This is a genomic window from Faunimonas sp. B44 (assembly GCF_052655945.1).
The window spans coordinates 319,755-341,291 of sequence record NZ_JBQYEX010000001.1; the positions used below are offsets into that span (position 1 = coordinate 319,755).

Genomic DNA, 21,537 nt, shown 5'->3' on the forward strand with positions numbered 1-21,537 from the left:
TCAGTGACCTCGGTTGCGCAGGCCCGCAGTGGCCCAGGAAAGGCAAGGCGGCTACTTAGCGCCGCCCTGCTCTTCGCAGGAATTACCTTCATACTCTGGACCTCGCTGACGCGCGAACTCCCCGATCTGCGGCAGCGCGCGGTGATCGTGGCGCTATTCGTCCCCCTCGGCCTGCTCCTTTTCCCCGCCAAGCGGCCCTGGGGGCGACTCCTGGACCTTGTTCTCATGGTCGGGTGCGTGTCCGGAGCCGCCTATGTCTATTTCCACTATTGGGACTTCATGCTGCGCCCCTCGAGCTCGACGGCGCTCGAGGCGACGCTCGGGTTGATTGTCGCTGTCACCTTTCTCGAGCTGGCGCGGCGCTGCATCGGCTGGTCATTCGCGGCGTTGGCGCTGTTCTTCTTCGGCTGGCTCTTTGTCGGGCAGTTTGTGCAAGGGCGGATGGGTCATGCGCCGATATCCTGGCAGCTCCTGGCCGACCTGATGTTCCGCTCAACCGATGGCGTCTGGAGCGGGCTGATCGGCCTCTTCTCCAGCCTCTTGGCCATGTTCACACTCCTGAGCGCCCTGATGGCGCGCACCGAAGTCGGTCAGACCTTCATTGACCTGGCCATGCTGGTCGGCGGCCGCTTCAAGGGCGGGGCTGCCAAGATAGCCGTGATCGCCTCGGCGCTCGTAGGGTCAGTCAACGGTTCGGCGCCAGCCAATGTGGCGATGACCGGGACTTTCACGATACCGATGATGAAGCGCTTCGGTTTCTCACCGGCGACGGCCGCCGCCATCGAGGCGACCGCCTCTACCGGCGGCCAGATTACCCCCCCGCTGATGGGCGCGGGCCTTTTCCTGATGGCCGAGTTCCTATCCGTCCCAGTGGCCGAGGTGATGCTGGCGGCGCTGCTGCCGGCGGTGATCTTCTTTCTCGGCGTCCTGGCCGCGGTCCATCTCCACGCGCTGAAGAACGATCTGGGGGTGTTGCCGGCCGAAGAAATGCCGAAAGCCTCCGAGGTTCTGCGCCCACGCCTCCTTATCCCGGTGATCGCACCCTTCGCAGCGCTGCTCTGGTTGATCGTACAGGGATTCCCCGTGGCCTATTCAGCGGCCATGGCGGTACTCGCGCTCGTCCTGGCATATCTGGCTTGCGCCGCCTCTTGGTCCGAGGTGAAGTCCAGAGTGCTCGCAATCATTGCCGGGCTCTCGGAAAGCGCTCGGCCGTTGACGACGCTGTTCGTGCTGGTTGCCGCAGCTGGGGTACTTGTCGCCGTGTTGAACTTCGTCGGACTTCCCGCCAAGATTTCGTCTCTTCTTCTCGGGTTCGCTGCCGGATCACTTCCCGTGACGCTGGTCCTGACCGGCGTTGTCGTCGTTGTATTGGGCATGGGTATGCCAACAACTGCGGCCTATATTGTCGGGGCTTCGGTCGCCATCGCGGCTCTGATCGGTTTGGGGATCGCTCCACTGCCGGCGCACATGTTCATCTTCTACATGGCCGCGCTTTCGGCGATCACGCCACCGGTCTGCGCCGCCGTCTTCGTGGCGGCCGGGATTGCTGAGGCCCCCTGGGGCGCTGTGGCGCTGAGAGCGGTGCGCCTAGCAAGCGTCAAGTACATCTTGCCGTTCGCGTTCGTCCTGCATCCGGCGCTGCTGGTGGGAGATGCGCAACTTTGGGAAGTGGGATTGTCTTTCTTTCTGGTGCTCGCTGCGGTCCTAGCCTTGTCGGTTGCCCTCGCCGGCTACTTCGTTCGACCGTTGAGCCTTGTCGAGAGAGGCTTGGCCGCGCTCTGGGCAATTGGTCTGCTAAGTCCGGCCCTGCTGCTGCAGATCGGAGCGCTGGCCGCACTGATCGTCCAGGCAATTGCGGTCTGCGCCGGACTTCGCCCCCTTCCGTGGCGACAAGTGAAAGAGGAACCGAAGTCTTGAACGCCCATACTCAGCCACGCCACGTTACCCTCACCCACGGCGCGCTGCACGTCTGGGAGGCGAACGCCCCGTCAGAGTTCGCTTTGCTCTTTGTCCATGGCGCGTATCACGGCGCCTGGTGCTACACAGATTACTGCCGCTACTTCTCAAACCTTGGCTTCAGATGCGGCGCGATCGATCTGCGCGGGCATGGCGCACTGCCGCAGGACGCACTTTTCGTCAAGTCTGGCCAACAGGAGATGGCCGATGATGTGATCGAGGGGGTCAGGGCCCTGGGCGGCGAGACCATCCTAGTCGGCCACAGTGCTGGCGGCGCCGTTGCAGCGGTGGCCGCAGCCCGCGTTCGCAGCGAGGGGCTCGTCCTTCTGGCCCCGGCACCACCTGGCCAGCTGGCGGGTATCCATCCTCTGCCGACCGTATCGGCCAGCGAACCGGTCCCGCCACCTGATCCGGAGACAGCGCATCGGCGCTTCTTCCCAAATCACGACCGCCAAGACTCGGATGCCCTTTGGAGACGGCTCGTGCCGGAGAGCCCCGCTCTCTTGAATGATCGACGTCGGCTAAGCGTCCGCATCGACCGGACGCGGATCAGCGGACCAGTCTTGCTGATTGCGGCTGGGCGTGATGATGGCGCAATGCACACTTACGGGCAGGATTACGAGACCGCCCGCTTCTACGACGCCGAATACCATTTCGTCGAGGACGCAGGACATTGCTTCATGCTGGAACCCGAGTGGGAACGCGAAGCTCGGATCATCCGCCGCTGGCTCACTCGCAACTTCGCCCTCAGGAGCAGAGAATGAGCTTTGATCTGCGTCAGGCGCGGCACTTTTTGGCAGCATGCGATTCGGGTTCAATCACCCGAGCAGCGGATGAGACCTGTGTTACGCAACCGGCACTCAGCCATTCGATTCGCAAATTGGAAGAAAGCTTGGGGACCAAGCTTTTTAACCGCCTGCCGAGCGGACTGGAACTAACCGAGAGCGGGCGCCGCTTCGAAGTGCACGCGCGCAGCATCATTCGCGCGGTGGAGCAAGCGCAGTCCGATCTCCGCCATCTCGACAACGATCCAGTCGGGCCGATCAATCTCGGCGTTACGATCGGCTTGGCCGAACTGGTTACCATTCCTATGATTGAGCGAGTTCGCAACCGCTTTCCTGGAATCACCTTGTCGATCACCGAATCGTCCAGCGGCCAAATAGTAGAGAAGGTGAAGATCGGGGCGCTGGACGTAGCCCTTTCTTTTGTAAGTCCGACCGAACTCCTGCCACGGAAGGAAAAATTGGCAAACGACCAATACCTACTTTGCGGTAGGCGTGACCGGATGGAAGAACTGGGCCTGAAGGAGATCCGCGTCCTGGATCTGGTCAAGCTGCCGATGGTCATGATGGGCACCCATAACGGCCAGCGCAGCCTGGTCGAGAGCGAAATCGGGCGCCAAGGGGGAAAGCTCAACGTCGTCGCCGAGATCGACACCACATCGGGTCTGAAACGGGCGATGCTGGCGGGATTGGCCTTCTCGGCCTTTCCGCTGCCTTCGCTCTACCCCGAACTGCAGCGCGGCATCTTTGCCGCAATACCAATCGTCGAGCCGATCATCCGCCGGCCCCTCTACCTGCTGACGCTGCCCCATGGGCTGCAATTCGGCAGCGTCCGCGCCGTGGCAGGCGAATTGCGTTCCCTCGTCGCCGAGATCCGCGGGGCCGGCAATTGGGGCGGTCCGCACATGAATGCCGGGAGGGATGAGATTGGAACTCTTACGGATCAGCGCTTTGAAGGAAAAATCGCATGACAATTTTGGCGGTCGTCGCCCCGGTCGCGGATGAACCAAGGCTGCGAAACGGCTTTCTCGAATTTCCAATCTACCACATGCGAGGAGGCACTTCGTCAGGCATCGTCGTATGGGCGCGCCTTTTCCCGGAGGATGTGGCCCTGCGCGAGGAGCTAATACGGCACATCATGGGAGTGCCGATCGAAGGAACCGTCGCCAACAACAAGCAAATCACCGGTCTGGGTCGCGGCATTCCGAAAAGCAACAAGGTCTTTCTGGCAGATATAGAGGCGGATGATTGTGGCCGTGCGCGAATCGTCAGTACGTTGGCGCAGCTGGCGGCCGAGAAGTCTGCGATTGATTGGAGCGTTAACTGCGGTAACATGTCCGCTGCGCTGCCGCTCTGGGCCTACGACGCCGGCCTGCTGGAGGTCGGGTCGTCGCAACGAGAATTCTGGGTTGACATTCGAAACACCAACACCGGGATCATCACTGGCTCGCGCATGATTTTCAGCGAGGGGAGCCGCTTGGACTTCTGCACAATCCCCGGCGTGGATGGCAGTTTCCCGGAGGTCGATTTGTTCCTGAATGATCCCGTAGGGAACAAGACGGGGCATTTGCTGCCGACGGGTCAGGTCGAGGAAGTAGTTGACGGTGTTCGTGTCACTTGCATGGACGTCGCTGTTCCCATGGTGATGATCCGAGCTTCCGATCTAGGCAAGACAGCGAATGAACCGATGGCGTCTCTGGACAAGGACGTCAGCTTTAAGGAGCGACTGCGCAATATTTGGGTCGAGTGCGGGTTGCGCATGGGGCTGAAAGGCCGTAACGGCGTACCCCTTACACCCGAGCAGTTGGCTACCAGCGAGACCGTCCCGAAGGTCTGCATAGTCGGAGAGGCTCAGGGAGCGGGTCATATTTCGGCCCGCTACTTCACACCGCAGTCCGGACATAACTCCATGGCGGTCTCCGGCGGCTGCTGTCTGGCGGCGGCTTGTCTGCTTGAGGGATCGGTGCCCAGGCAACTGGCGCGGGATGTGCCGGTGCCAACGGAGACGCCTGCGGAGTATACGATCAACATTGCGAATCCCGCCGGCATTCTGACCGCGCTGGTAGATGCGTCGGTTTGTGGCGGTTCTCTGTCTGTTACTCGCGCCGCGTATACACGTAGTGCCCAGGTGCTTCTACAGGGTTATGGCACACTGTACCGCGCGAGCGATGCCTTGACGGCGGCGGTCATGCAGAAAGCCGCCAAGCGAAAGCTCTATACCTAGCTGGCCGGCAAGGATCGGAGCGATGTCGGCAGACAGCCGTACCTTCGACAGGCCCCTTGCTCCGCAGGAGGCGCCGTGGCCCTCCGATCTGACGTTCCGCGCGCTGGCGCATTTCCTGGCCGTGGCCGACACCGGCTCATTCTCGGCGGCCGCTTCCAAGCATTCGGTGACCCAGCCCGCCATCACCTACTCGGTGCTCAAGCTGGAGCATTCGCTGGGCGTCGCATTGGTGGTGCGGGAAGGTCGCAGGATCCGTTTGACTGACCCGGGTCATATCTTCTCCCGCTACGCCCGCAGCATACTCTCTATGGCCACCGAGGCGGCGGAGTCCGCGGTCACTGGGCGCCGCCGCCTCGTCGTCGGGGTGACATCTGGTCTCGCCCCGCTGCTTTCGACCAGGCTGGTTACCCGGATCTGCGCGCAATGGCCCGCAGTGCGGCTGTCTCTGGTCGAGACACCCAGCGACGGAATTCGGAACGGATTGGAAGCTGCGCGGTTGCACATCGGACTGGGGTATATTCCGCCGGACAACGTCTGGTTGGACTGCCAGAAGGTCGCTGAGCAGCCTTATCATTTGGTTGGCCGGCCTGACCGCATGCACGCCCTGGGGTCAGCTCCGGTTGCCTTCCGCAAGGTGGCATCGCTGCCACTGGTCCTCTTGGGCCGGGGCAGTGGACAGCGTCTGCTCCTGGATCGTGCGGCGGCGGTGCACGGGCTGCGGCTGAATGTGGTGACCGACATTGACTCCGCCCCTAGTGTCAAGAACGCCGTCTCGGCAGGACTCGGCTTTTCAGTATTCACTCTACCTGCCGTGAAGGAGTTATTGGAACAGAACGCGATGGCCGCGCTTCCGATCATCGACCCACCGATCAATCGCCCCCTCTACATTGCCTGGCGTCGCCCGATGAACGACGATCCTCTTGTAGTCGCCATTCGCAACACGGTGGCGGAGGAGATTGCCCGTGAGCCTTTGCTCTCCGCGTGATGGAGTAGGCACCGTGGCTCGGGATGGCATACACGGCGGTAATGAGCCCATAAGAACAAGCATTTTGATGCCGTCGGACGGCCTGCCTAACCTCGTGCTGAGGGGCGATTTCGCCAGCGCGCGGCCGGATCGTGTCCGGACATGAATTGCCCCGCTGGTGGAAACGCCGTGGAAGCGCAAGGAGACCTCCGTGACGGAGCACCTGAACTCGTTCTCCAGCAAAGCCATGTTGGAGGTCGGCGGCAAGCGGTATGCCTACTTCGATATCAGATCTGCAGAAGCCAATGGCCTTGATGGCATTTCCCGTCTACCGCGAAGCCTGAAGATCCTGCTCGAGAACTTGCTGCGGAACGAGGACGGCGAAAGTTTCACAGCCGAGCAGATCCGCGCCTTCGCCAATTGGCAGGGGCGCCTGGGTGACGACATTGAGATCTCCTTTCGTCCGACCCGGGTGCTTACTCACGACTTCACGGGCATTCCCTTGGCGGCCGATCTCGCGGCTATGCGCGACGCGCTGAGCGTGCTTGGCAAGGACCCGCAAGAGGTCAATCCGCTGGTCCCCGTGGATCTGATAATAGACCACTCGGTGATCATCGATCATTACGGCTCGACACATGCATTCCATCGCAATGTCGAGGCGGAGTACCGCCGCAACGGAGAGCGCTACAAGTTTCTCAAATGGGCTCAGGGTGCGTTCGATCGCTTCCGTGTTGTGCCGCCAGATACGGGTATCTGTCACCAGATAAATCTGGAATACCTCGCGCAGGTTGTCTGGACAGAAGAACTGGACGGCAAAACGTTCGCCTTCCCCGATACGGTGATCGGAACCGACAGCCATACCACGATGATAAATGGCCTCTCGGTTCTCGGCTGGGGCGTGGGCGGCATCGAGGCTGAAGCCGCCATGCTGGGTGAACCGAGTTCGATGGTCGTTCCCGATGTGGTTGGGATGCGCCTCACGGGCCGGATGGCTGAGGGGTTGACGGCTACCGATCTGGTCCTGCGGATCACCAACGTGCTGCGCGCGCATGGAGTCGTCGGAAAATTCGTCGAATTCTTCGGCCCCGGCCTTGACCACCTTGCGCTTGAGGATCGCGCCACGATCGCCAACATGGCACCAGAGTATGGGGCCACCTGCGGCTATTTCCCGATCGATTCCGAGACAATTCGCTACCTGACCCAAACGTCGCGCAGCCCCGAGAGGGTTGCCTTGGTCGAGAGCTATTCCAGAGCCCAGGGGTTGTTCCGCGCCCCCGGGGTTCCCGATCCGATCTTCGCCGAAGTGATTGAATTGGACTTGTCGGGAGTCCGCCCGTCGCTCGCCGGACCGAAGCGGCCGCAGGACATCTTATCACTTGATGAAGTGGCCGCCTCGGTACCGGTTAACCCCGGCCAGCGCCCTGTTGCCGTGCCCGGCCAGAGTTTCGAACTCGATGACGGAGCGGTCGTCCTGGCGGCAATCACCTCGTGTACCAACACATCGAACCCATCCGTGATGATCGGGGCAGCGCTCCTGGCGCGCAACGCCGCACGGCTGGGACTGAGGCCGAAGCCCTGGGTAAAAACATCTATCGCACCGGGCAGTCAGATTGTTGGCGAGTATTTGACCCTGTCGGGTCTGCAACCCGATCTGGACACGCTCGGCTTCCATTTGGCGGCCTATGGCTGCACGACCTGCATCGGCAATTCGGGCCCCTTGGTCGATGGTGTGTCGGAGGCGATCAACGCCCACAACATCACCGCGGCTGCAGTCCTGTCCGGCAACCGCAATTTCGAAGCGCGCATCAATCCCGACGTCTCGGCCAGCTATCTGGCGTCACCACCTTTGGTTGTCGCCTATGCGCTGGCCGGGACGGTGAAGATCGACTTCGGAACCGAACCAATCGGCCTCAGCGAGGGCGGTCGACCGGTCTATCTGCGCGATATCTGGCCCAGCGGCGCCGAGACGGCCGCGATGGTGCGCAAAACGATCTCCGCCCCGCTCTTCGCCAGCAAGTATGCCACCATCGGGCAAGGGAATCCGGCCTGGGACGCCGTCGAGGTGGCGGGCGGTGCCACTTACAAGTGGGATCCCAGCTCGACCTATGTGCGAAAACCCCCATTCTTCGAGGAGCTGGCGCTGGATGTCCGGCCCGTGGCGCCGATCGAAGGAGCGAGGATTCTCGGCATGTTCGGCGACTCGATCACTACGGACCACATCTCGCCCGCCGGCACAATCGGCGTGCCGTCCCTGGCTGGAGGTTATCTGGCGTCGCATCAGGTCCGCCCGGCCGAGTTCAACCAATTCGGCACTCGGCGCGGCAATCACGAGGTGATGGTGCGCGGTGCATTCGCCAATCCGCGCATCGAGAACCGGATGCTGGAAGGAGCCAAAGGTGGACTCACGCGCCATTACCCTTCGGGCGAGGTGTTGCCGATCTACGAAACGGCAATGCGCTATCGAAGTGGCGGGTTTCCGAGCGTGGTCCTCGCAGGCAGGGAATTCGGAACCGGCTCGTCGCGCGACTGGGCGGCCAAGGGACCGCTTCTGCTGGGGGTTCGCGCGGTAATTGCGAAGAGCTTCGAGAGAATTCATCGCTCCAACCTTGTCGGAATGGGAGTTCTGCCACTGACATTTCAGCCTGGGGACGGCTGGAAAGAGCTGGGATTGACGGGGTCAGAACTGATTTCGATCCCGAACCTGGAGGCTCTCGAGCCCCGCGCGAGTCTCACCGTTCGGATCATGCGCGCAGATGGCGCAGTGCATGAGATTCGGGTGATCTGCCGGATCGATACCAACAAAGAGCTCGAATACTTCCGCAACGGCGGCGTTCTGCCCTTCATGGTGCGCAAGTTTGCCGCTTGAGGCGGCTGACTGAGTTCGCAGCCAGTGCCGAGGGGGGCTGCATTGAGGACAATCTCCAGCTGTGAGAGCTCGCAAGTAGGGCCAACGGCAAGGATTGGAAGGAAGGATCAACAGAATGTTCGCGGGGTTCTCCAGCCAGAAAACCAGTATTGGCGATCTTGAGATATCATGCGTTATCGGCGGCGCGGGGATACCAGTCTTGCTCCTTCACGGCTTTCCTCAGAACAAGGCTATGTGGGCCCGCGTGGCGCCCGTGTTGGCCAAGAGCTACACCGTCGTGTGTGCTGATCTTAGAGGTTATGGAGACTCATCAAAACCACAGTGTGCACCGGATAATTCAAACTATTCGTTCCGGCAGATGGCGAGAGATCAACTCAAACTAATGTGCGCGCTCGGTTTCGATCGCTTCCACGTGATCGGACATGACCGTGGCGGGCGAACCGGCCATCGCATGGCACTTGATCATCCCGAAGCCGTCCTCAGCCTAACGGTAATGGACATCGTCCCCACCTATGCCATGTTTATGGACACCAATCGGAAAGTGGCCGCCTCCTACTGGCATTGGTATTTCCTCTCCCAGCCCGAACCGTTCCCCGAGCGGATGATCGGCAACGATCCCGACTTCTTCTACGAAGCCTGTCTGGTCGGATGGGGGGCAACGAAGATCTCGGACTTCGATCAGGAAATGCTCGACGACTATCGCCGGTGTTGGCGCGATCCAGCGATGATCCACGGATCCTGTTCCGATTATCGGGCAGCCGCCAGCGTTGATCTCGAACATGACAAAGCGGATTTCCACAACCGGGTGTCGTGCCCAACTCTCGTCTTCTACGGCTCGACCGGCCAGATGGCCACACTCTTCGACATCCCAGCGGAGTGGCGCAAGCGGTGCAGCAATCCCAAAGAGGCATCATTGCCGGGAGGCCATTTCTTCGTCGATCAGTTTCCTGACCAGGTTGCCCAGACGCTGAGCGAGTTTCTGTCGCACACAGGGAGCGGATCGCGCCGCTGATGCCTGCGCGCGGGCGTCGCGGTCTCCCGCGCGAAGTGGAGTTCCGGTGGCGTGCCCCTCACTCCCCAACCAGAGGGACCCGGAATCCGGCGGTGATCTGACGCGCTTCCGAGCGCGAGGCAAGCCGCCGTCGGGACGGTCGGCAAACTCTTCGCGTGTGGGCCAGCGGAGGCTCGAGTGCGGCCTCTCTCCGTTGCAGTCCGCCTGCCTGGGGCGCCATCCCCTTCGATCATTCCCCGGTTCATGCCGCCCGGCTGCTCAGCTCCGGCATGTTCCGGAGCATGCCGGCGATCTCGCTGGCGGGGCGGGCCGCGCTGAACAGGTAGCCCTGCACCTCGCGGCAGCCTTCGGCGCGCAGGCGCGCCAGCTGCTCCTCGTTCTCGACGCCCTCCGCGGTGGCCGACATGCCGAGCCCGGCGCTGAGGTCGGCGACCGCGCGGATGATGGCGGACGAGCTCGTGTCCTCGGGCAGCGCTTGCACGAAGGAGCGGTCGATCTTGATCTTGTCGAAGGGGAAGGTGCGCAGGTAGCTCAGCGACGAATAGCCCGTGCCGAAATCGTCCATCGAGATGCGCACGCCGAGCCGGCGCAGTTCGTGCAGCGTGGCGATCGTTGCTTCCGTGTCCTGGAGCATGACCGTCTCGGTGATCTCGAGCTCGAGCCGCGACGGCGCGAGCCCCGATTGCCCGAGCGCCGCCATGACGTCGAACACCAGCGGCCGGTTCTTGAACTGGCACGGCGACAGGTTGACCGCCAGGCGGATGTCCTCGGGCCATTTCACGGCCTCGCAGCAGGCCTCCTTCAGCACCCAGGCGCCGATCTGGCCGATCAGCCCGATCTCCTCTGCGAGCGCGATGAAGTCCGGCACCGGCACCATGCCGCGCTTCGGGTGCGGCCAGCGCAGGAGCGCCTCGAACGCCGTGATCGTGTGCGTCTCGATGTTGACGAGCGGCTGGTAGTGGATCTCGAACTCGCCGTTGGTGAGCGCCTTGCGCAGATCGAGCTCAAGCGCACGCCGCGCCTGCATCCTGGAATCCATCGCCGGCTCGAAATAGCGGAAGACGCCGCGGCCGTCGGTCTTTGCCCGATAGAGCGCCATGTCGGCCGATTTCAGGAGTTGGTCGGCGTCCTCGCTGTCGGCGGGCGCAAGCGCAATCCCGATGCTCGTGCCGATCACGACCTGGTGCCCGTCGACCTCGTAGGGGCTGCTCAGGGCTGTAATGATGCGCTGCGCCAGCGCGCTCGCCTCGTCGGGGGTCTGCAGGCCGACCTGCACGATCGCGAACTCGTCGCCGCCGAGCCGCGCGATGATGTCGGTCTCGCGCACCTTCTCCTCGATCCGGCCGGCGACCGCCTTCAGGAGCCCGTCGCCGACCGGGTGCCCGAGCGTGTCGTTCACCGCCTTGAAGTGGTCGAGGTCGAGGCAGAGGACGGCGATCCTCTCGCCCCGCCGCACCCGCAGCAGAGCGCCGTCGAGCTCCTCCCGGAAGCGCACGCGGTTCGGCAGGCCGGTGAGCGCGTCGTGATGGGCGAGATGGGCGATCCTCGCCTCGATCCGGCGCATCTCGGTGATGTCGTCATGCGTCGCGACCCAGCCGCCGCCGGGCGTCGGGCGGTGTGAAATTGCGATGGTCCGCCCGTCGGTGAGCTCCTGGATCTTCACCGAGGGCACGCCCTCCTCGACGGCGGCGAGCCGCTCGCGGATGTACTCGGCCGGGCTGCCGATTGCGAACAGGCCGGAATCGATCCGGCTCTCCACGATCTTTCGGAACGGCGTGCCCGGCTGCATCAGCTCCGGAGAAAGCCTGTAGAGTTCGGCGTAGCGCGTGTTGCAGACGATCAGGCGCTTCTCCGCGTCGAACATGCAGAGGCCCTCGGACATGGTGTCGAGGGCCTCTTCCAGTCGGGCATTCCGGACCCGGCGTTCCTCGGCGGCCGCCGCCGAGGAACGATCCGCTTCGTCGCGCGACCACAGCCGGAGACCGGTCCCTGCCGAAATACCGATGAGCGCGTAGAGTGCGAGCTGGGCTCCCTCGGTTCCGTACCACAGCGCCGATCCTGCGATCCCGGCAATCATCAGAAGGTCGCGCCAGCGTCGGCCGTGCACGTCCGGCGCGGAGGCATGCCCGCCCCCGCCAACAAACTGTCCCATCGCCAAGCCCTCTCCCTCGGCTCTGAGTTGTAGAAGCGATAGGTAAATATATCTTTGCTGGCGAAACTTCCGTTCCGCTGCGGCCGCGTCGCCGAGCCGCCGACGGCCCCCGGTCGGGGGACGGGATTCGCCCCGGCCGGCCCTCTCACTCGGCCGGTGCGGGTCCCGCCTGCTCCGCCCGGCGGCGCCGACGCGCCTCCCGCCGCTCGATGCGCCGCTCCGACCACCGCGTGCGCCGGGCGCTCATGTTCGCCAGCGCCATGAGCGCGGCCGGCGTGACGATCAGCGTGAGGATGGTCGCGAAGCCGAGGCCGAAGACGATCGCGGTGGAGAGATGCGTCCACCATTGCGTCGACGGCGCGCCGATCGCCACCGATCGCGTCACGAAGTCGATGTTGATGCCGAACGCGATGGCGAGCACGCCGAGCACCGCCGTGACCGCGGTCAGCACCACCGGCCGCGCGCGCTCCCGGCAGGTCTCGATGATCGCGTCGTAGGCGGCCACGCCCTCCCGGCGCAGGCGGTCGTAGGTGTCGATGAGCACGATGTTGTTGTTCACGATCACGCCGGCATTGGCGATCACGCCGATGCCCGTCATCACCACGCCGAAGGCCTGGCCCATCACCATCAGCCCGATCAGGACCCCGATGGTCGACAGCACCACCGCCGACAGAACCAGGATCACGCTGGAGAAGCGGTTGAACTGGGCGAGCAGGATCGCGAAGATCAGGAAGAGCGCCGCGCCGAACGCCTTCATCAGGAACGCGCCGGCCGCCTCGCGCTCCTCGTCCTCGCCCTTCAGCTTGTAGGTCACGCCGGGGCCGAGATCGGTCCTCGACAGGGCATCGACGATCTGCTGCTGAACGACCGCCGTCTGCGCGCCCTCCGCGACGTTGGCGGTGACGGTGACGACGCGGGAGCCGTCGACGCGGTTGATGAGCCCGACCTTCGGCTCGGCAATGCGCGTGACGAAATTGCCGATCGGCACGGCGCCGGCGGCGGTGTTCACGAGCAACTCGTCGAGCTCGTCGATCGAGCGGCGGTCCTCCGGGAAGCGGATCAGGATGTCGACCGACTTGTCGGTCGTCGCGGGCCGGTACTCGGAGACCTTCATGCCGTTCGTGACGAGCTGCACGGCCGTGCCGATAGCGCCCGGGCTCGCGCCGTAGCGGGCCGCCTCGATCCGGTCGAAGTCGAGCTTCCAGTCGATGCCGGGCAGCGGCAGGCCGTCGTCGACGTCGCGCGACTGCGGATGGGCGCGCACCGCTTCTGCCGCCTTGCGTGCGGCAGGGAAGAGGTCGGCCGGGTCGAAGGAGGAGATCTGCAGCGTGATCGGCTTGCCGGTGGGCGGGCCGGCGGCGGGCTTGGTCACCTCGATGACCACGCCTGGTATGTCCTTCGTCTTGTCGCGGATCTCGGCCATGATCTCGCCCGCCGTCCGGCGCTCCTGCCAGTCGACGAACTCGAACTGCACGGTGCCGACGGTATCCTCGGTGACCTCGTCCGAGCCTTTCTGGCCCTCGCCGGCGCGGGCGTAGACCGTCTCGATCTCCTTCATGCCGAGGAGCCGCTCCTCGACCTGCCGGACGAAGGAATCCTTCTCCGTGATGGAGAGGTTGCCGCGGGCCCTGACCTGCACGAGGCCGTAATCCGGCTCGACTTCCGGGAAGAACTCCACGCCGTTGCCGTAGGTGCCGTAGGCCTGGATCACGCCGACGAGGAGCGCGACGGCGAGCGCGAGCGTGAGGAAGGGATGCCCCACCGCGAGCCGCACGGTCCGCATGTAGAGGCCGCGGTCCTTGACGCGCTCGTCGCGCACCTGGCTCGCCTTGCCGAGCATGGCGCCGAGCGTCGGCGTGAAGATGAGCGCGACGACGAGAGAGGCGGCGAGCGTCGCGATCAGCGTCAGCGGCATGTACTTCATGAACTCGCCGACGATGCCCGGCCAGAAGAGCAGCGGCGAGAAGGCGGCGACGCGGGTCGCGGTCGCGGCGATCACCGGCCCCGCCATGCGCTTCGCCGCAAGCGAATAGGCCGCGCGCGGCGCCATGCCTTCCGACATCCGCCGCTCGGCGAATTCGGACACGATGATGGCGTCGTCGACGAGCATGCCGACCGCCAGGATGAGCGAGAACAGGACGACGATGTTGACGGTGAGCCCGGCGAGCTGGAGGCCGAGGATGCCGGCCAGGAACGAGGCCGGGATCGCGATCCCGATGAAGATCGAGGCGCGCCCGCCAAGCACCATCAGCATGATGATGACCACGAGCAGAACGGCGGTGATGACGCTGTTCTGCAGCTCGTGCAGCATGGTGCGGATGTCTTTCGACTTGTCCTGCGTGAACGTCACCTCGACCGTCGCCGGCCAGGTCTTCCTGAGCTCCTCGACGACATAGCGGGTGGCGTCGACGGTCTCGATGAGGTTGGCGCCGGTGCGCTTGGACACCTCGATCGCGATCGCCGGCTTGCCGTTGACCCGCGTGATGGACTCCGGATCCTTGAAGGTCGGCCGCACCTCGGCGACATCGCCGAGCGTCACGACGGCCGAACTCGAGGCGGCGACGGGGAAGGAGAGGATGTCCTCGGGCGTCTCGATCAGCGACGGCACCTTCACCGCGAACCGGCCGCTCTCGCCCTCGAGCGCACCGGCCGCGACGAGGCTGTTGCCGGCGCGGAAGGACTGAGCGAGCTGGTCGAGCGAGATGCCGTAGCTCTTCATCAGCATCGGCTCGGCGATGATCTCGACCACCTCGTCGCGCGCGCCCCTCAGATCGGCGGAGAGCACGCCCGGGATCTGCTCGATGGCGGTCTGGGTCTGGCGCGCGAGCTGCAGCAGCGCCCGCTCCGGCACGTCGCCGCCGAGCGCCGCGACGAGCACGGGGAAGAGGGAAAGGTTCACCTCCTGCACGTGCGGCTCGTCCGCGTCGCTCGGCAGTTCGGAGCGTGCGTCGTCGACCTTGGCGCGGACGTCGGCGAGCGCCACGTCGGAATCGAAGCCCGCTTCGAACTCCAGGAGCACGTACCCGCCGCCCTCGAAGGCCGACGAGCGCATCTCCTTGACGTTGTTGACGGTCTTGAGCCTCGTCTCGAGCGGGCGGAGGATCAGCCGCTCGGCGTCCTCCGGGCTGATGCCGCGCTGCGTGACGTTGACGTAGATGATCGGAACCTTGACGTCCGGCTCCGCCTCCTTGGGGATCGACATGTAGGCGGAGAAGCCCGCCACCAGCAGGAAGATCAGAGTCGCGATCGTCAGCCGCGCATGGCCGATCGCATAGTCGACGGGATTGGCCATGGCCGCTACTTCCTGGAGACGACGCTCGCCGAGGACGGCTGCGCGACGACGTCGACGATCTGGCCGTCCTTCACGAAATCCTGGCCCTGCACGATGATCCGCGCGCCGTCGGGCGGGCCGGCGACCCAGACGGTGTCGCGCGCGTCCTCCGCGATCTGGACCGGCACGGAGCCGACCCGGCCGTCGCCGTCGACGGTGCGGACGCTGAGCTTGCCGTCGGTGGAGAAGGTGAGGGCGGAGCGCGGGATCCTGACCGCCTCGGCCGGGGCCAGGCGGAGCGCCACCTGCGCAGTGACGCCGTCCACGATCTTGCCGTCGGCGTTGTCGATCTCGACGTCGACGCGGTAGGTGCGGGTCTGCTCGGCCGCCGTCGGGGAGATGAAGCGCACCCGCCCGGTCACGGTCTGCCCCGTGACAAGCTTTACCGTCGCCTCGTCGCCGATTTCGAGGCCGGCGAGCTGGCGTTCCGCGACTTCGAAGACCGCAAGCATCGGATCGAGAGCGATCACCTCGGCGACGGTCGCGCCGGCCTGGAGCGCCTGGCCCTGCGAAACGGGGACGGCGCTCACCGTCCCGCTGATCGGCGCCGTCACGACGCCGCGCCGCTGTTCGGCCTCGGCCTGGGCGAGCGCCGCCTCGGCGGTCCTTATGTCGGCCTCCAGCTGCGGCCGGTCGAGCGCCGGCGACACGCCGCGCTCGATCAGGCGCAGCTTGGCTTTCAGCTCGGTTCGGCGCTGCTCGAGCCGTGCGGTCGCCTCGGCCACCTGTGCCTCGCGCGCCTCGTCGGAGAGGACGGCGAGCACGTCGCCCTTCTCCACGCGCGCGCCGCGCTTCACGTTCAGTTCGACCACGATGCCGCTGCCGCGGGCGACGGCGCTCGCGCGCGTGTCGGCCTGGGTGGCGCCGGACAGCACGATGGAACGCGCGTGCTGCTCGGCCCGCGCCTCGATGGCGGCGACCTGGAACCGGACCTCCGGCCCGGCGGCCTGCTCGGCAGGCGCGAGCGCGGCGTCGGCCCGTTCATCGGTCCGCCCGAGGACGCCCGAGCCGATCCAGCCGATCGCGGCGGCGAGGATCAGGAGTGCAAAGAGGCGGCTGACGAGCATGGGGACTCTTTCTCTGCATCGGTCCGGGGGAAGTTCACGCGCCCGGAAAGCATTGCCTCGACCACCGCGAACACCTCGGCAACCTCGCGCCGGGGATCGAAATCGGGGTCGATGGCGCGGCGGACGAAGAGCCCGTCGGCGAGCTTGGTGAGGATGGATGCGACCGGGCCGGGATCGACGTCCGGCGCCATGTTGCCGTTCGCCTTCGCGGCCTCGAAGATCTTCAAGAGGTGGCGGACGATGTCGCGGTCGAAGTCGAGATGGACCCTGGCGACCGTTGCGTTTCGCGTCGCCTCCGCCCAGATCTCCAGGCAGAGCGCCGCCTTGTCGCGCTCGGTCTCGTCGAAGAACTTCCGGCCGAACGATTCGAACCCGTCCAGGAAGTCGGCCGAGCCCGGGCGGAACCCTTCGAAGTCGGCGGCGACCCGGCAGCGGTCGCGTTCGCACAGGCCGAGGACGAGAGCCTCCTTCGAGGGGAAATAGCGATAGAGGTTTCCGGCCGTCATGCCCGCCTCGGCCGCAACGTCCTGCATCGTCGTGCGATGGAAGCCGGCGCGCGAAAAGCACCGGTCCGCCGCCTCCAGAACGCGGTCCCGGCGCTCCGTCTGCAGCTCTTCCTGGCGCGCCAAGGCGTCCGTGTGCGTCATTTTGGGGATCTGGCCTGTGCTGGGAATGAACGTTCATTCAGATGCGCTCGCCGCCGCCACTTGTCAAGCGGTGAGCCGGGAAAGAACATCCTCCAGTGGCAATGGGCGAGGACGGTTGCCACTCGGGCCAGGGGACGGCCGCCGGATTCGGCACGATCAGGTGAATTGCGGAGGCGCGTGCTCCGCTCTATTTCCCGTCCATGCTTCGCTTCATCGCGCGTCTTCTCGGCATCTGGCTGATCGCCGCGGCCCTCGTTTCGGCGGTCGTCGACGCTGCGAAGTCGATCGCGGCCTCTACCCTCGTCGCGACTCCGCTCGGCCAGATCTGGTTCCAGGTCGCACCCGGCAGCTTCACCGGAGCCGAGAACGCGCTCGTCAACGACTATTCGATGGCCTGGCTCTGGACGGCGATCGCGGAATGGGTGCTGCCGGCCCCGGCCTGGCTCGTGTTCGTGCTGCTCGGCGCCGTGCTCCTGCGCCTCGGCCGGCCGAAGCGCCGCCATCGGTTCGACGAAGAGAGCGAATTCTACGCCTGAGCTCCCGAAAGGAGGCACCCGATGTTCCTGTTCGACAGACCCGCAAAGAAGCTGACGCTGCCGAGCGCCGCGGATGCGCTGCCAGGCCGGGCCGATGCGATCCCGACGGCCGCCACGCATTTCGTGAGCGGGCGGGCGCTCAAGGGTCCCTATCCCGACGGCCTGGAGACGGCGGTTTTCGGGCTCGGCTGCTTCTGGGGTGCGGAGCGCCTGTTTTGGCAGCTGCCCGGCGTCCACGTAACGGCCGTGGGCTATGCCGGCGGCGTCACGCCGAACCCGACCTACGAGGAGGTCTGCAGCGGCGGCACCGGCCATGCCGAAGTGGTGCTGGTCGTGTACGACCCGAAGGCGATCCGCTACGCCGATCTTCTGAAGACCTTCTGGGAGGCGCACGACCCGACCCAGGGCATGCGCCAGGGTAACGACGTCGGCACCCAATACCGCTCGACGATCTATACCACCACGCCCGATCAGGCCCGCCAGGCGGCAGCGTCACGAGATGCATTCCAGCAGGCGCTGTCGGACCGCGGGCGCGGGCCGATCAGCACGGAGATCCGCGAGGCGCCGGAACTCTACTTCGCCGAGGACTACCATCAGCAGTACCTCGCCAAGAACCCGAACGGCTATTGCGGGCTGGCGGGCACCGGCGTCAGCTGCCCCGGCTTCGCGGAGCCGGCGCAGGCCTGATCGTCAGCCGCTGCGCGGGCGTGCCTGCGGGCGCGGCGGGGCCGGATCTGCCGCGCCGCGCGGCCGGCCGCTCTGGAGCGCGGGTGCCGCGAGCGCTTCCTGCGCCGTCAGGGCGCCCGGGCGGGCGGCCGCCTGCAGCACGCTGCGGCATGCGTCGGGCAGGTCGGCGAGCGTGATCTCGCGCGGCTTGGCCGGCGGCGTCTTGGCGGGACGGTACGGCTCGTCCGTGTACCACCAGGCGAGTTCCTTGCCGCAGCCGTCGCCGGGCGGTGGCGCGGCCTGGTCGCGGCAGCCGCTCGCGCCGGCCACGCAGCCGAGCCGGACGTGCATGTGGTAGTTGTGCCCGTAATAGGGCCGGACCTTGCGCAGCCAGCCGCGGGCGCCCGTCTCCGTCTCGCACAGCTTCTTCTTGATGCCCGGCGCGACGAAGATGCGGTCGACGCGGGGGTCCGACGCCGCGCGCCGGATCAGCCTCAGATGGGCGCTGGTCCATACGGCGGGGTTCACCTCGTGCGGGCCCGGCTCGGTGAGCGGCACGGGCGGCATGTCCTCCCGCTCGCGCGCGGACAGGCGCCGGTTCGGCATCGGCGTCAGCCAGATGTCGGCGTCGAGGCCGATCTGGTGGGACGCATGGCCGGTCAGCATCGGCCCGCCGCGCGGCTGCGACAGGTCGCCGATCAGCAGGCCTGGCCAGCCGTCTTTGGCGGCAGCATGCCGGGCGAGATCGCCGAGAAAGGCGATGAGCTCAGGGTGGCCCCAGTTGCGGTTGCGCGAGAGGCGCATCGCCTGCCAGTGCGACCCGTCCACCGGGATCGCCACGGCGCCGGCGAGGCAGCCGCGGCTGTAGAACCCGATGGCGCGGGCGGACAGGTCCGCCGGCGCGGGCTGGCCGCCGAACAGCGTCTTGGCCGGTGTGGTGGACTGGGCGGTGGCCCCGGAGGTCCACAATGCGGCCGCGAGAATCAGCGCGAAGCGAAGCATCGGGACCTTCTATCACGAGCCGCTCCGGCCCGGAACCGCACGGCCCGCGGCGGGCGCTTCACCATTTTGCGCCTCGCGCCGGAACCTCGCGCCGCCCGAGCCGCTATCTGCCCGGGGCCCGGTGCGGCACGGCCGCCCCCGAGCGCGGAGTGATCCATGATCGACGACCTTTGGTACAAGAATGCGGTGTTCTATTCGCTGTCGGTCGGCAGCTTCATGGACGCGAACGGCGACGGCATCGGCGACTTCCAGGGCCTGATGCGGCGGCTCGATTACCTCCAGGGCCTCGGCGTCACCGCCGTCTGGCTCACGCCGTTCCAGCCCTCGCCGCGCCAGGATCACGGCTACGACGTTTCCGACTATTACAATGTCGATCCCTGGTACGGCACTCTCGGGGATTTCGTCGAGTTCACTCATGCCGCCAAGCAGCGCGGCATGCGGGTCCTGATCGACCTCGTCGTCAACCACACCTCGAACCAGCATCCGTGGTTCCAGGCGGCCCGCAAGGATCCGGACTCGCCCTATCGGGATTGGTATGTCTGGTCCGACAAGAAGCCGCCCCATGCCGACACGGGCATGGTGTTCCCCGGCGTCCAGGAAACGACCTGGACCTACGACGAGGTCGCGAAGGCCTGGTACTTCCACCGCTTCTATGAGTTCCAGCCGGACCTCAACATGGCGAATCCGCGCGTTCAGGCGGAGATCCTGAAGGTCATCGGCTTCTGGGTCCAGCTTGGGGTGAACGGCTTCCGGATGGACGCCGTGCCCTTCGTCATCGCCGCGGACAGTGCCGTCGCGCCGGAGCCCAAGCTGCAGTTCGAGATGCTGCGCATGTTCCGCGAGTTCCTGCAGTGGCGGCAGGGCGACGCCATCTTCCTCGCCGAGGCGAACGTCCTTCCGAAGGAGAATGTCGAGTATTTCGGCGCCGACGGCGACCGCCTGCAGATGATGTTCAACTTCCCCGTCAACCAGCGCCTCTACTACGCCCTGGCCTCGGCCGACAGCCGCCCCCTCGTCAAGGCGCTCAAGGACACGCGGTCGCTGCCGGCGAACGCGCAATGGGGGCAGTTCCTGCGCAATCACGACGAGCTCGATCTCGGCCGCCTGGAGGAGGAGCAGCGGCAGACGGTCTTCCAGGCCTTCGGGCCGAACGAGATCGACCAGCTCTACGGCCGCGGCATAAGGCGCCGGCTCGCGCCGATGCTCGAAGGCGATCGCCGGCGTCTCGAACTCGCCTACAGCCTGCTCTTCACGCTGCCGGGCACGCCGGTCCTGCGCTACGGCGACGAGATCGGCATGGGCGACGACCTGTCGCTGCCGGAGCGCGACTGCGTGCGCACGGCCATGCAATGGTCGGACGAGCCGCATGGCGGGTTCACCAAGGCGGACCGGCCGGGCAAGCCCGTCATCGCCGAAGGGCCCTACGGCTACGAGCACGTCAACGTCGCCGAGCAGCACCGCAAGCCCAATTCCTTCATGAACTGGATGGAGCGCATCATCCGCATGCGCAAGGAGATGCCGGAGATCGGCTGGGGCGATTTCACGGTGCTGCCGACGCGAAATCCGGCGGTGCTTGCGCTGCGCTACGACTGGCGGAACAACGCGGTGCTGATCATCCACAATTTCGCGCACCGGCCGCTCGAGATCCGGATCAAGGCCGGCGACGACGAGCAGAGCCGGCTGCTGATCGATCTCCTCGACGGCCAGCACAGCGAGGCGGACGAGAGCGGCCGCCACCTGCTCCTGCTCGAGGGCTACGGCTACCGCTGGTACCGCGTCGGCGGACTCGACTACCTGCTCCGGCGGACGGAAATCTGATGCGGGCGGCGCTCCGCCGCCGGCTGCGGTGCCCGCGCGGCAGGATTCGCACCGCCCTGTTGAACCATCGGGGTCCGGGCGCGTTGCTTAGTCGGTTCAACGGAGGAGACGTTCAATGCTCAAAGGCGGTATTCTCTGGATGCTCGGGGTCCCGATAACGCTCATCGTCCTGCTTTTTCTCTTCGGAGTCCTTTGACGACGTAGACGCCGGGCATCGGCCGGAAGCGAGACCCGGCTCCGAAACGACCCTCGAAAATATCTGAGGTTGTGCAACGGGATAGCCGCGGTCATCCGGGCTTTCCCGTTTTGCATCAAATGCCCGCCCGTCTGCACACCGTCTCTTTGCCGCGTTCGAAGAACGCGTGTCTTTTCAGCCCCTTGGATCGTTTCCCGTCCGGCAGCAGCAAGACACTGTTAAGGCGGGGGACGAAGCGTCCAGGCGGACCCGGCTTCTCCGGGCGTGCCAGGGCGAACCATGACAAGGAAATTCAGCAATCCCCTCGCGGTCCGACGG

Annotated in this window: 15 protein-coding genes; 10 read left to right on the forward strand and 5 right to left on the reverse strand. The window is 65.4% G+C overall.

The window, feature by feature from the left end; genetic code table 11:
- The first annotated feature begins 3 nt into the window (after nt 1-3).
- The 7 genes from ACUN0C_RS01505 to ACUN0C_RS01535 all read left to right on the forward strand — a co-directional run bounded on the left by ACUN0C_RS01505 (nt 4) and on the right by ACUN0C_RS01535 (nt 9,804).
- Nucleotides 4-1,917 (forward strand): TRAP transporter permease, encoded by a 1,914-nt coding sequence (locus ACUN0C_RS01505; RefSeq protein ID WP_445464541.1) that lies wholly within the window; start codon nt 4-6, stop codon nt 1,915-1,917.
- Nucleotides 1,914-2,720: an alpha/beta hydrolase gene (locus tag ACUN0C_RS01510; RefSeq protein ID WP_445464542.1), complete on the forward strand. Its 807-nt coding sequence runs from the start codon at nt 1,914-1,916 to the stop codon at nt 2,718-2,720. Before ACUN0C_RS01505 ends, ACUN0C_RS01510 begins: the two co-directional genes overlap by 4 nt.
- On the forward strand, nt 2,717-3,709 hold the full coding sequence (locus ACUN0C_RS01515) for a LysR family transcriptional regulator (RefSeq protein ID WP_445464543.1): 993 nt from the start codon (nt 2,717-2,719) through the stop codon (nt 3,707-3,709). Before ACUN0C_RS01510 ends, ACUN0C_RS01515 begins: the two co-directional genes overlap by 4 nt.
- Entirely contained in the window at nt 3,706-4,962 is a 1,257-nt protein-coding gene (locus ACUN0C_RS01520; protein WP_445464544.1) for a PrpF domain-containing protein, read from the forward strand. Before ACUN0C_RS01515 ends, ACUN0C_RS01520 begins: the two co-directional genes overlap by 4 nt.
- Before the next feature lie 22 nt (nt 4,963-4,984).
- The gene (locus tag ACUN0C_RS01525; protein WP_445464545.1) at nt 4,985-5,947 is read left to right on the forward strand and encodes a LysR family transcriptional regulator; all 963 of its coding nucleotides are present in this window, start codon (nt 4,985-4,987) and stop codon (nt 5,945-5,947) included.
- A gap of 190 nt (nt 5,948-6,137) precedes the next feature.
- Nucleotides 6,138-8,792 carry an aconitate hydratase AcnA gene (acnA, locus tag ACUN0C_RS01530; RefSeq protein WP_445464546.1) on the forward strand — a complete coding sequence of 885 codons (2,655 nt, stop codon included), beginning with the start codon at nt 6,138-6,140 and terminating at the stop codon, nt 8,790-8,792.
- 115 nt (nt 8,793-8,907) lie between these two features.
- On the forward strand, nt 8,908-9,804 hold the full coding sequence (locus ACUN0C_RS01535) for an alpha/beta hydrolase (protein WP_445464547.1): 897 nt from the start codon (nt 8,908-8,910) through the stop codon (nt 9,802-9,804).
- 241 nt (nt 9,805-10,045) lie between these two features.
- Here ACUN0C_RS01535 and ACUN0C_RS01540 read toward each other — a convergent pair whose 3' ends face one another.
- The 4 genes from ACUN0C_RS01540 to ACUN0C_RS01555 form a co-directional block, all read right to left on the reverse strand.
- Nucleotides 10,046-11,956, reverse strand: coding sequence for a putative bifunctional diguanylate cyclase/phosphodiesterase (locus ACUN0C_RS01540; protein WP_445464548.1), 1,911 nt, complete (start codon nt 11,954-11,956; stop codon nt 10,046-10,048).
- A 145-nt stretch (nt 11,957-12,101) separates the two neighbouring features.
- On the reverse strand, nt 12,102-15,248 hold the full coding sequence (locus ACUN0C_RS01545) for an efflux RND transporter permease subunit (RefSeq protein WP_445464549.1): 3,147 nt from the start codon (nt 15,246-15,248) through the stop codon (nt 12,102-12,104).
- Nucleotides 15,249-15,253: 5 nt separating this feature from the next.
- Nucleotides 15,254-16,354, reverse strand: coding sequence for an efflux RND transporter periplasmic adaptor subunit (locus ACUN0C_RS01550; protein ID WP_445464550.1), 1,101 nt, complete (start codon nt 16,352-16,354; stop codon nt 15,254-15,256).
- Nucleotides 16,324-17,001: a TetR/AcrR family transcriptional regulator gene (locus ACUN0C_RS01555; RefSeq protein ID WP_445464551.1), complete on the reverse strand. Its 678-nt coding sequence runs from the start codon at nt 16,999-17,001 to the stop codon at nt 16,324-16,326. The genes ACUN0C_RS01550 and ACUN0C_RS01555 overlap by 31 nt, the downstream gene beginning before the upstream one ends.
- 200 nt (nt 17,002-17,201) lie before the next feature.
- On the opposite strand from ACUN0C_RS01555, the gene ACUN0C_RS01560 reads away from it, so the two are divergent.
- Both ACUN0C_RS01560 and msrA read left to right on the forward strand, forming a co-directional pair.
- Nucleotides 17,202-17,537, forward strand: coding sequence for a hypothetical protein (locus ACUN0C_RS01560; protein WP_445464552.1), 336 nt, complete (start codon nt 17,202-17,204; stop codon nt 17,535-17,537).
- A 21-nt stretch (nt 17,538-17,558) separates the two neighbouring features.
- Nucleotides 17,559-18,224, forward strand: coding sequence for a peptide-methionine (S)-S-oxide reductase MsrA (gene msrA / locus ACUN0C_RS01565; protein ID WP_445464553.1), 666 nt, complete (start codon nt 17,559-17,561; stop codon nt 18,222-18,224).
- 3 nt (nt 18,225-18,227) lie between these two features.
- Here msrA and mepA read toward each other — a convergent pair whose 3' ends face one another.
- Complete coding sequence (mepA, locus tag ACUN0C_RS01570; protein ID WP_445464554.1) at nt 18,228-19,205, reverse strand: penicillin-insensitive murein endopeptidase; 978 nt, start codon at nt 19,203-19,205, stop codon at nt 18,228-18,230.
- 156 nt (nt 19,206-19,361) lie between these two features.
- Here mepA and ACUN0C_RS01575 point away from each other — a divergent pair, with 156 nt between their 5' ends.
- Nucleotides 19,362-21,023, forward strand: coding sequence for an alpha-amylase family protein (locus ACUN0C_RS01575; RefSeq protein WP_445464555.1), 1,662 nt, complete (start codon nt 19,362-19,364; stop codon nt 21,021-21,023).
- Nucleotides 21,024-21,537: the final 514 nt, after the last annotated feature.

Bases quoted from the DNA above. Each gene is read 5' to 3' on its own strand.
- ACUN0C_RS01515 (WP_445464543.1), top strand. From the start codon at position 2,717: ATGAGCTTTGATCTGCGTCAGGCGCGGCACTTTTTGGCAGCATGCGAT.
- ACUN0C_RS01520 (WP_445464544.1), top strand. From the start codon at position 3,706: ATGACAATTTTGGCGGTCGTCGCCCCGGTCGCGGATGAACCAAGGCTG.
- ACUN0C_RS01525 (WP_445464545.1), top strand. From the start codon at position 4,985: ATGTCGGCAGACAGCCGTACCTTCGACAGGCCCCTTGCTCCGCAGGAG.
- ACUN0C_RS01535 (WP_445464547.1), top strand. From the start codon at position 8,908: ATGTTCGCGGGGTTCTCCAGCCAGAAAACCAGTATTGGCGATCTTGAG.
- ACUN0C_RS01540 (WP_445464548.1), bottom strand. From the start codon at position 11,956: ATGGGACAGTTTGTTGGCGGGGGCGGGCATGCCTCCGCGCCGGACGTG.
- ACUN0C_RS01545 (WP_445464549.1), bottom strand. From the start codon at position 15,248: ATGGCCAATCCCGTCGACTATGCGATCGGCCATGCGCGGCTGACGATC.
- ACUN0C_RS01550 (WP_445464550.1), bottom strand. From the start codon at position 16,354: ATGCTCGTCAGCCGCCTCTTTGCACTCCTGATCCTCGCCGCCGCGATC.
- ACUN0C_RS01555 (WP_445464551.1), bottom strand. From the start codon at position 17,001: ATGACGCACACGGACGCCTTGGCGCGCCAGGAAGAGCTGCAGACGGAG.
- ACUN0C_RS01560 (WP_445464552.1), top strand. From the start codon at position 17,202: ATGCTTCGCTTCATCGCGCGTCTTCTCGGCATCTGGCTGATCGCCGCG.
- msrA (WP_445464553.1), top strand. From the start codon at position 17,559: ATGTTCCTGTTCGACAGACCCGCAAAGAAGCTGACGCTGCCGAGCGCC.
- mepA (WP_445464554.1), bottom strand. From the start codon at position 19,205: ATGCTTCGCTTCGCGCTGATTCTCGCGGCCGCATTGTGGACCTCCGGG.
- ACUN0C_RS01575 (WP_445464555.1), top strand. From the start codon at position 19,362: ATGATCGACGACCTTTGGTACAAGAATGCGGTGTTCTATTCGCTGTCG.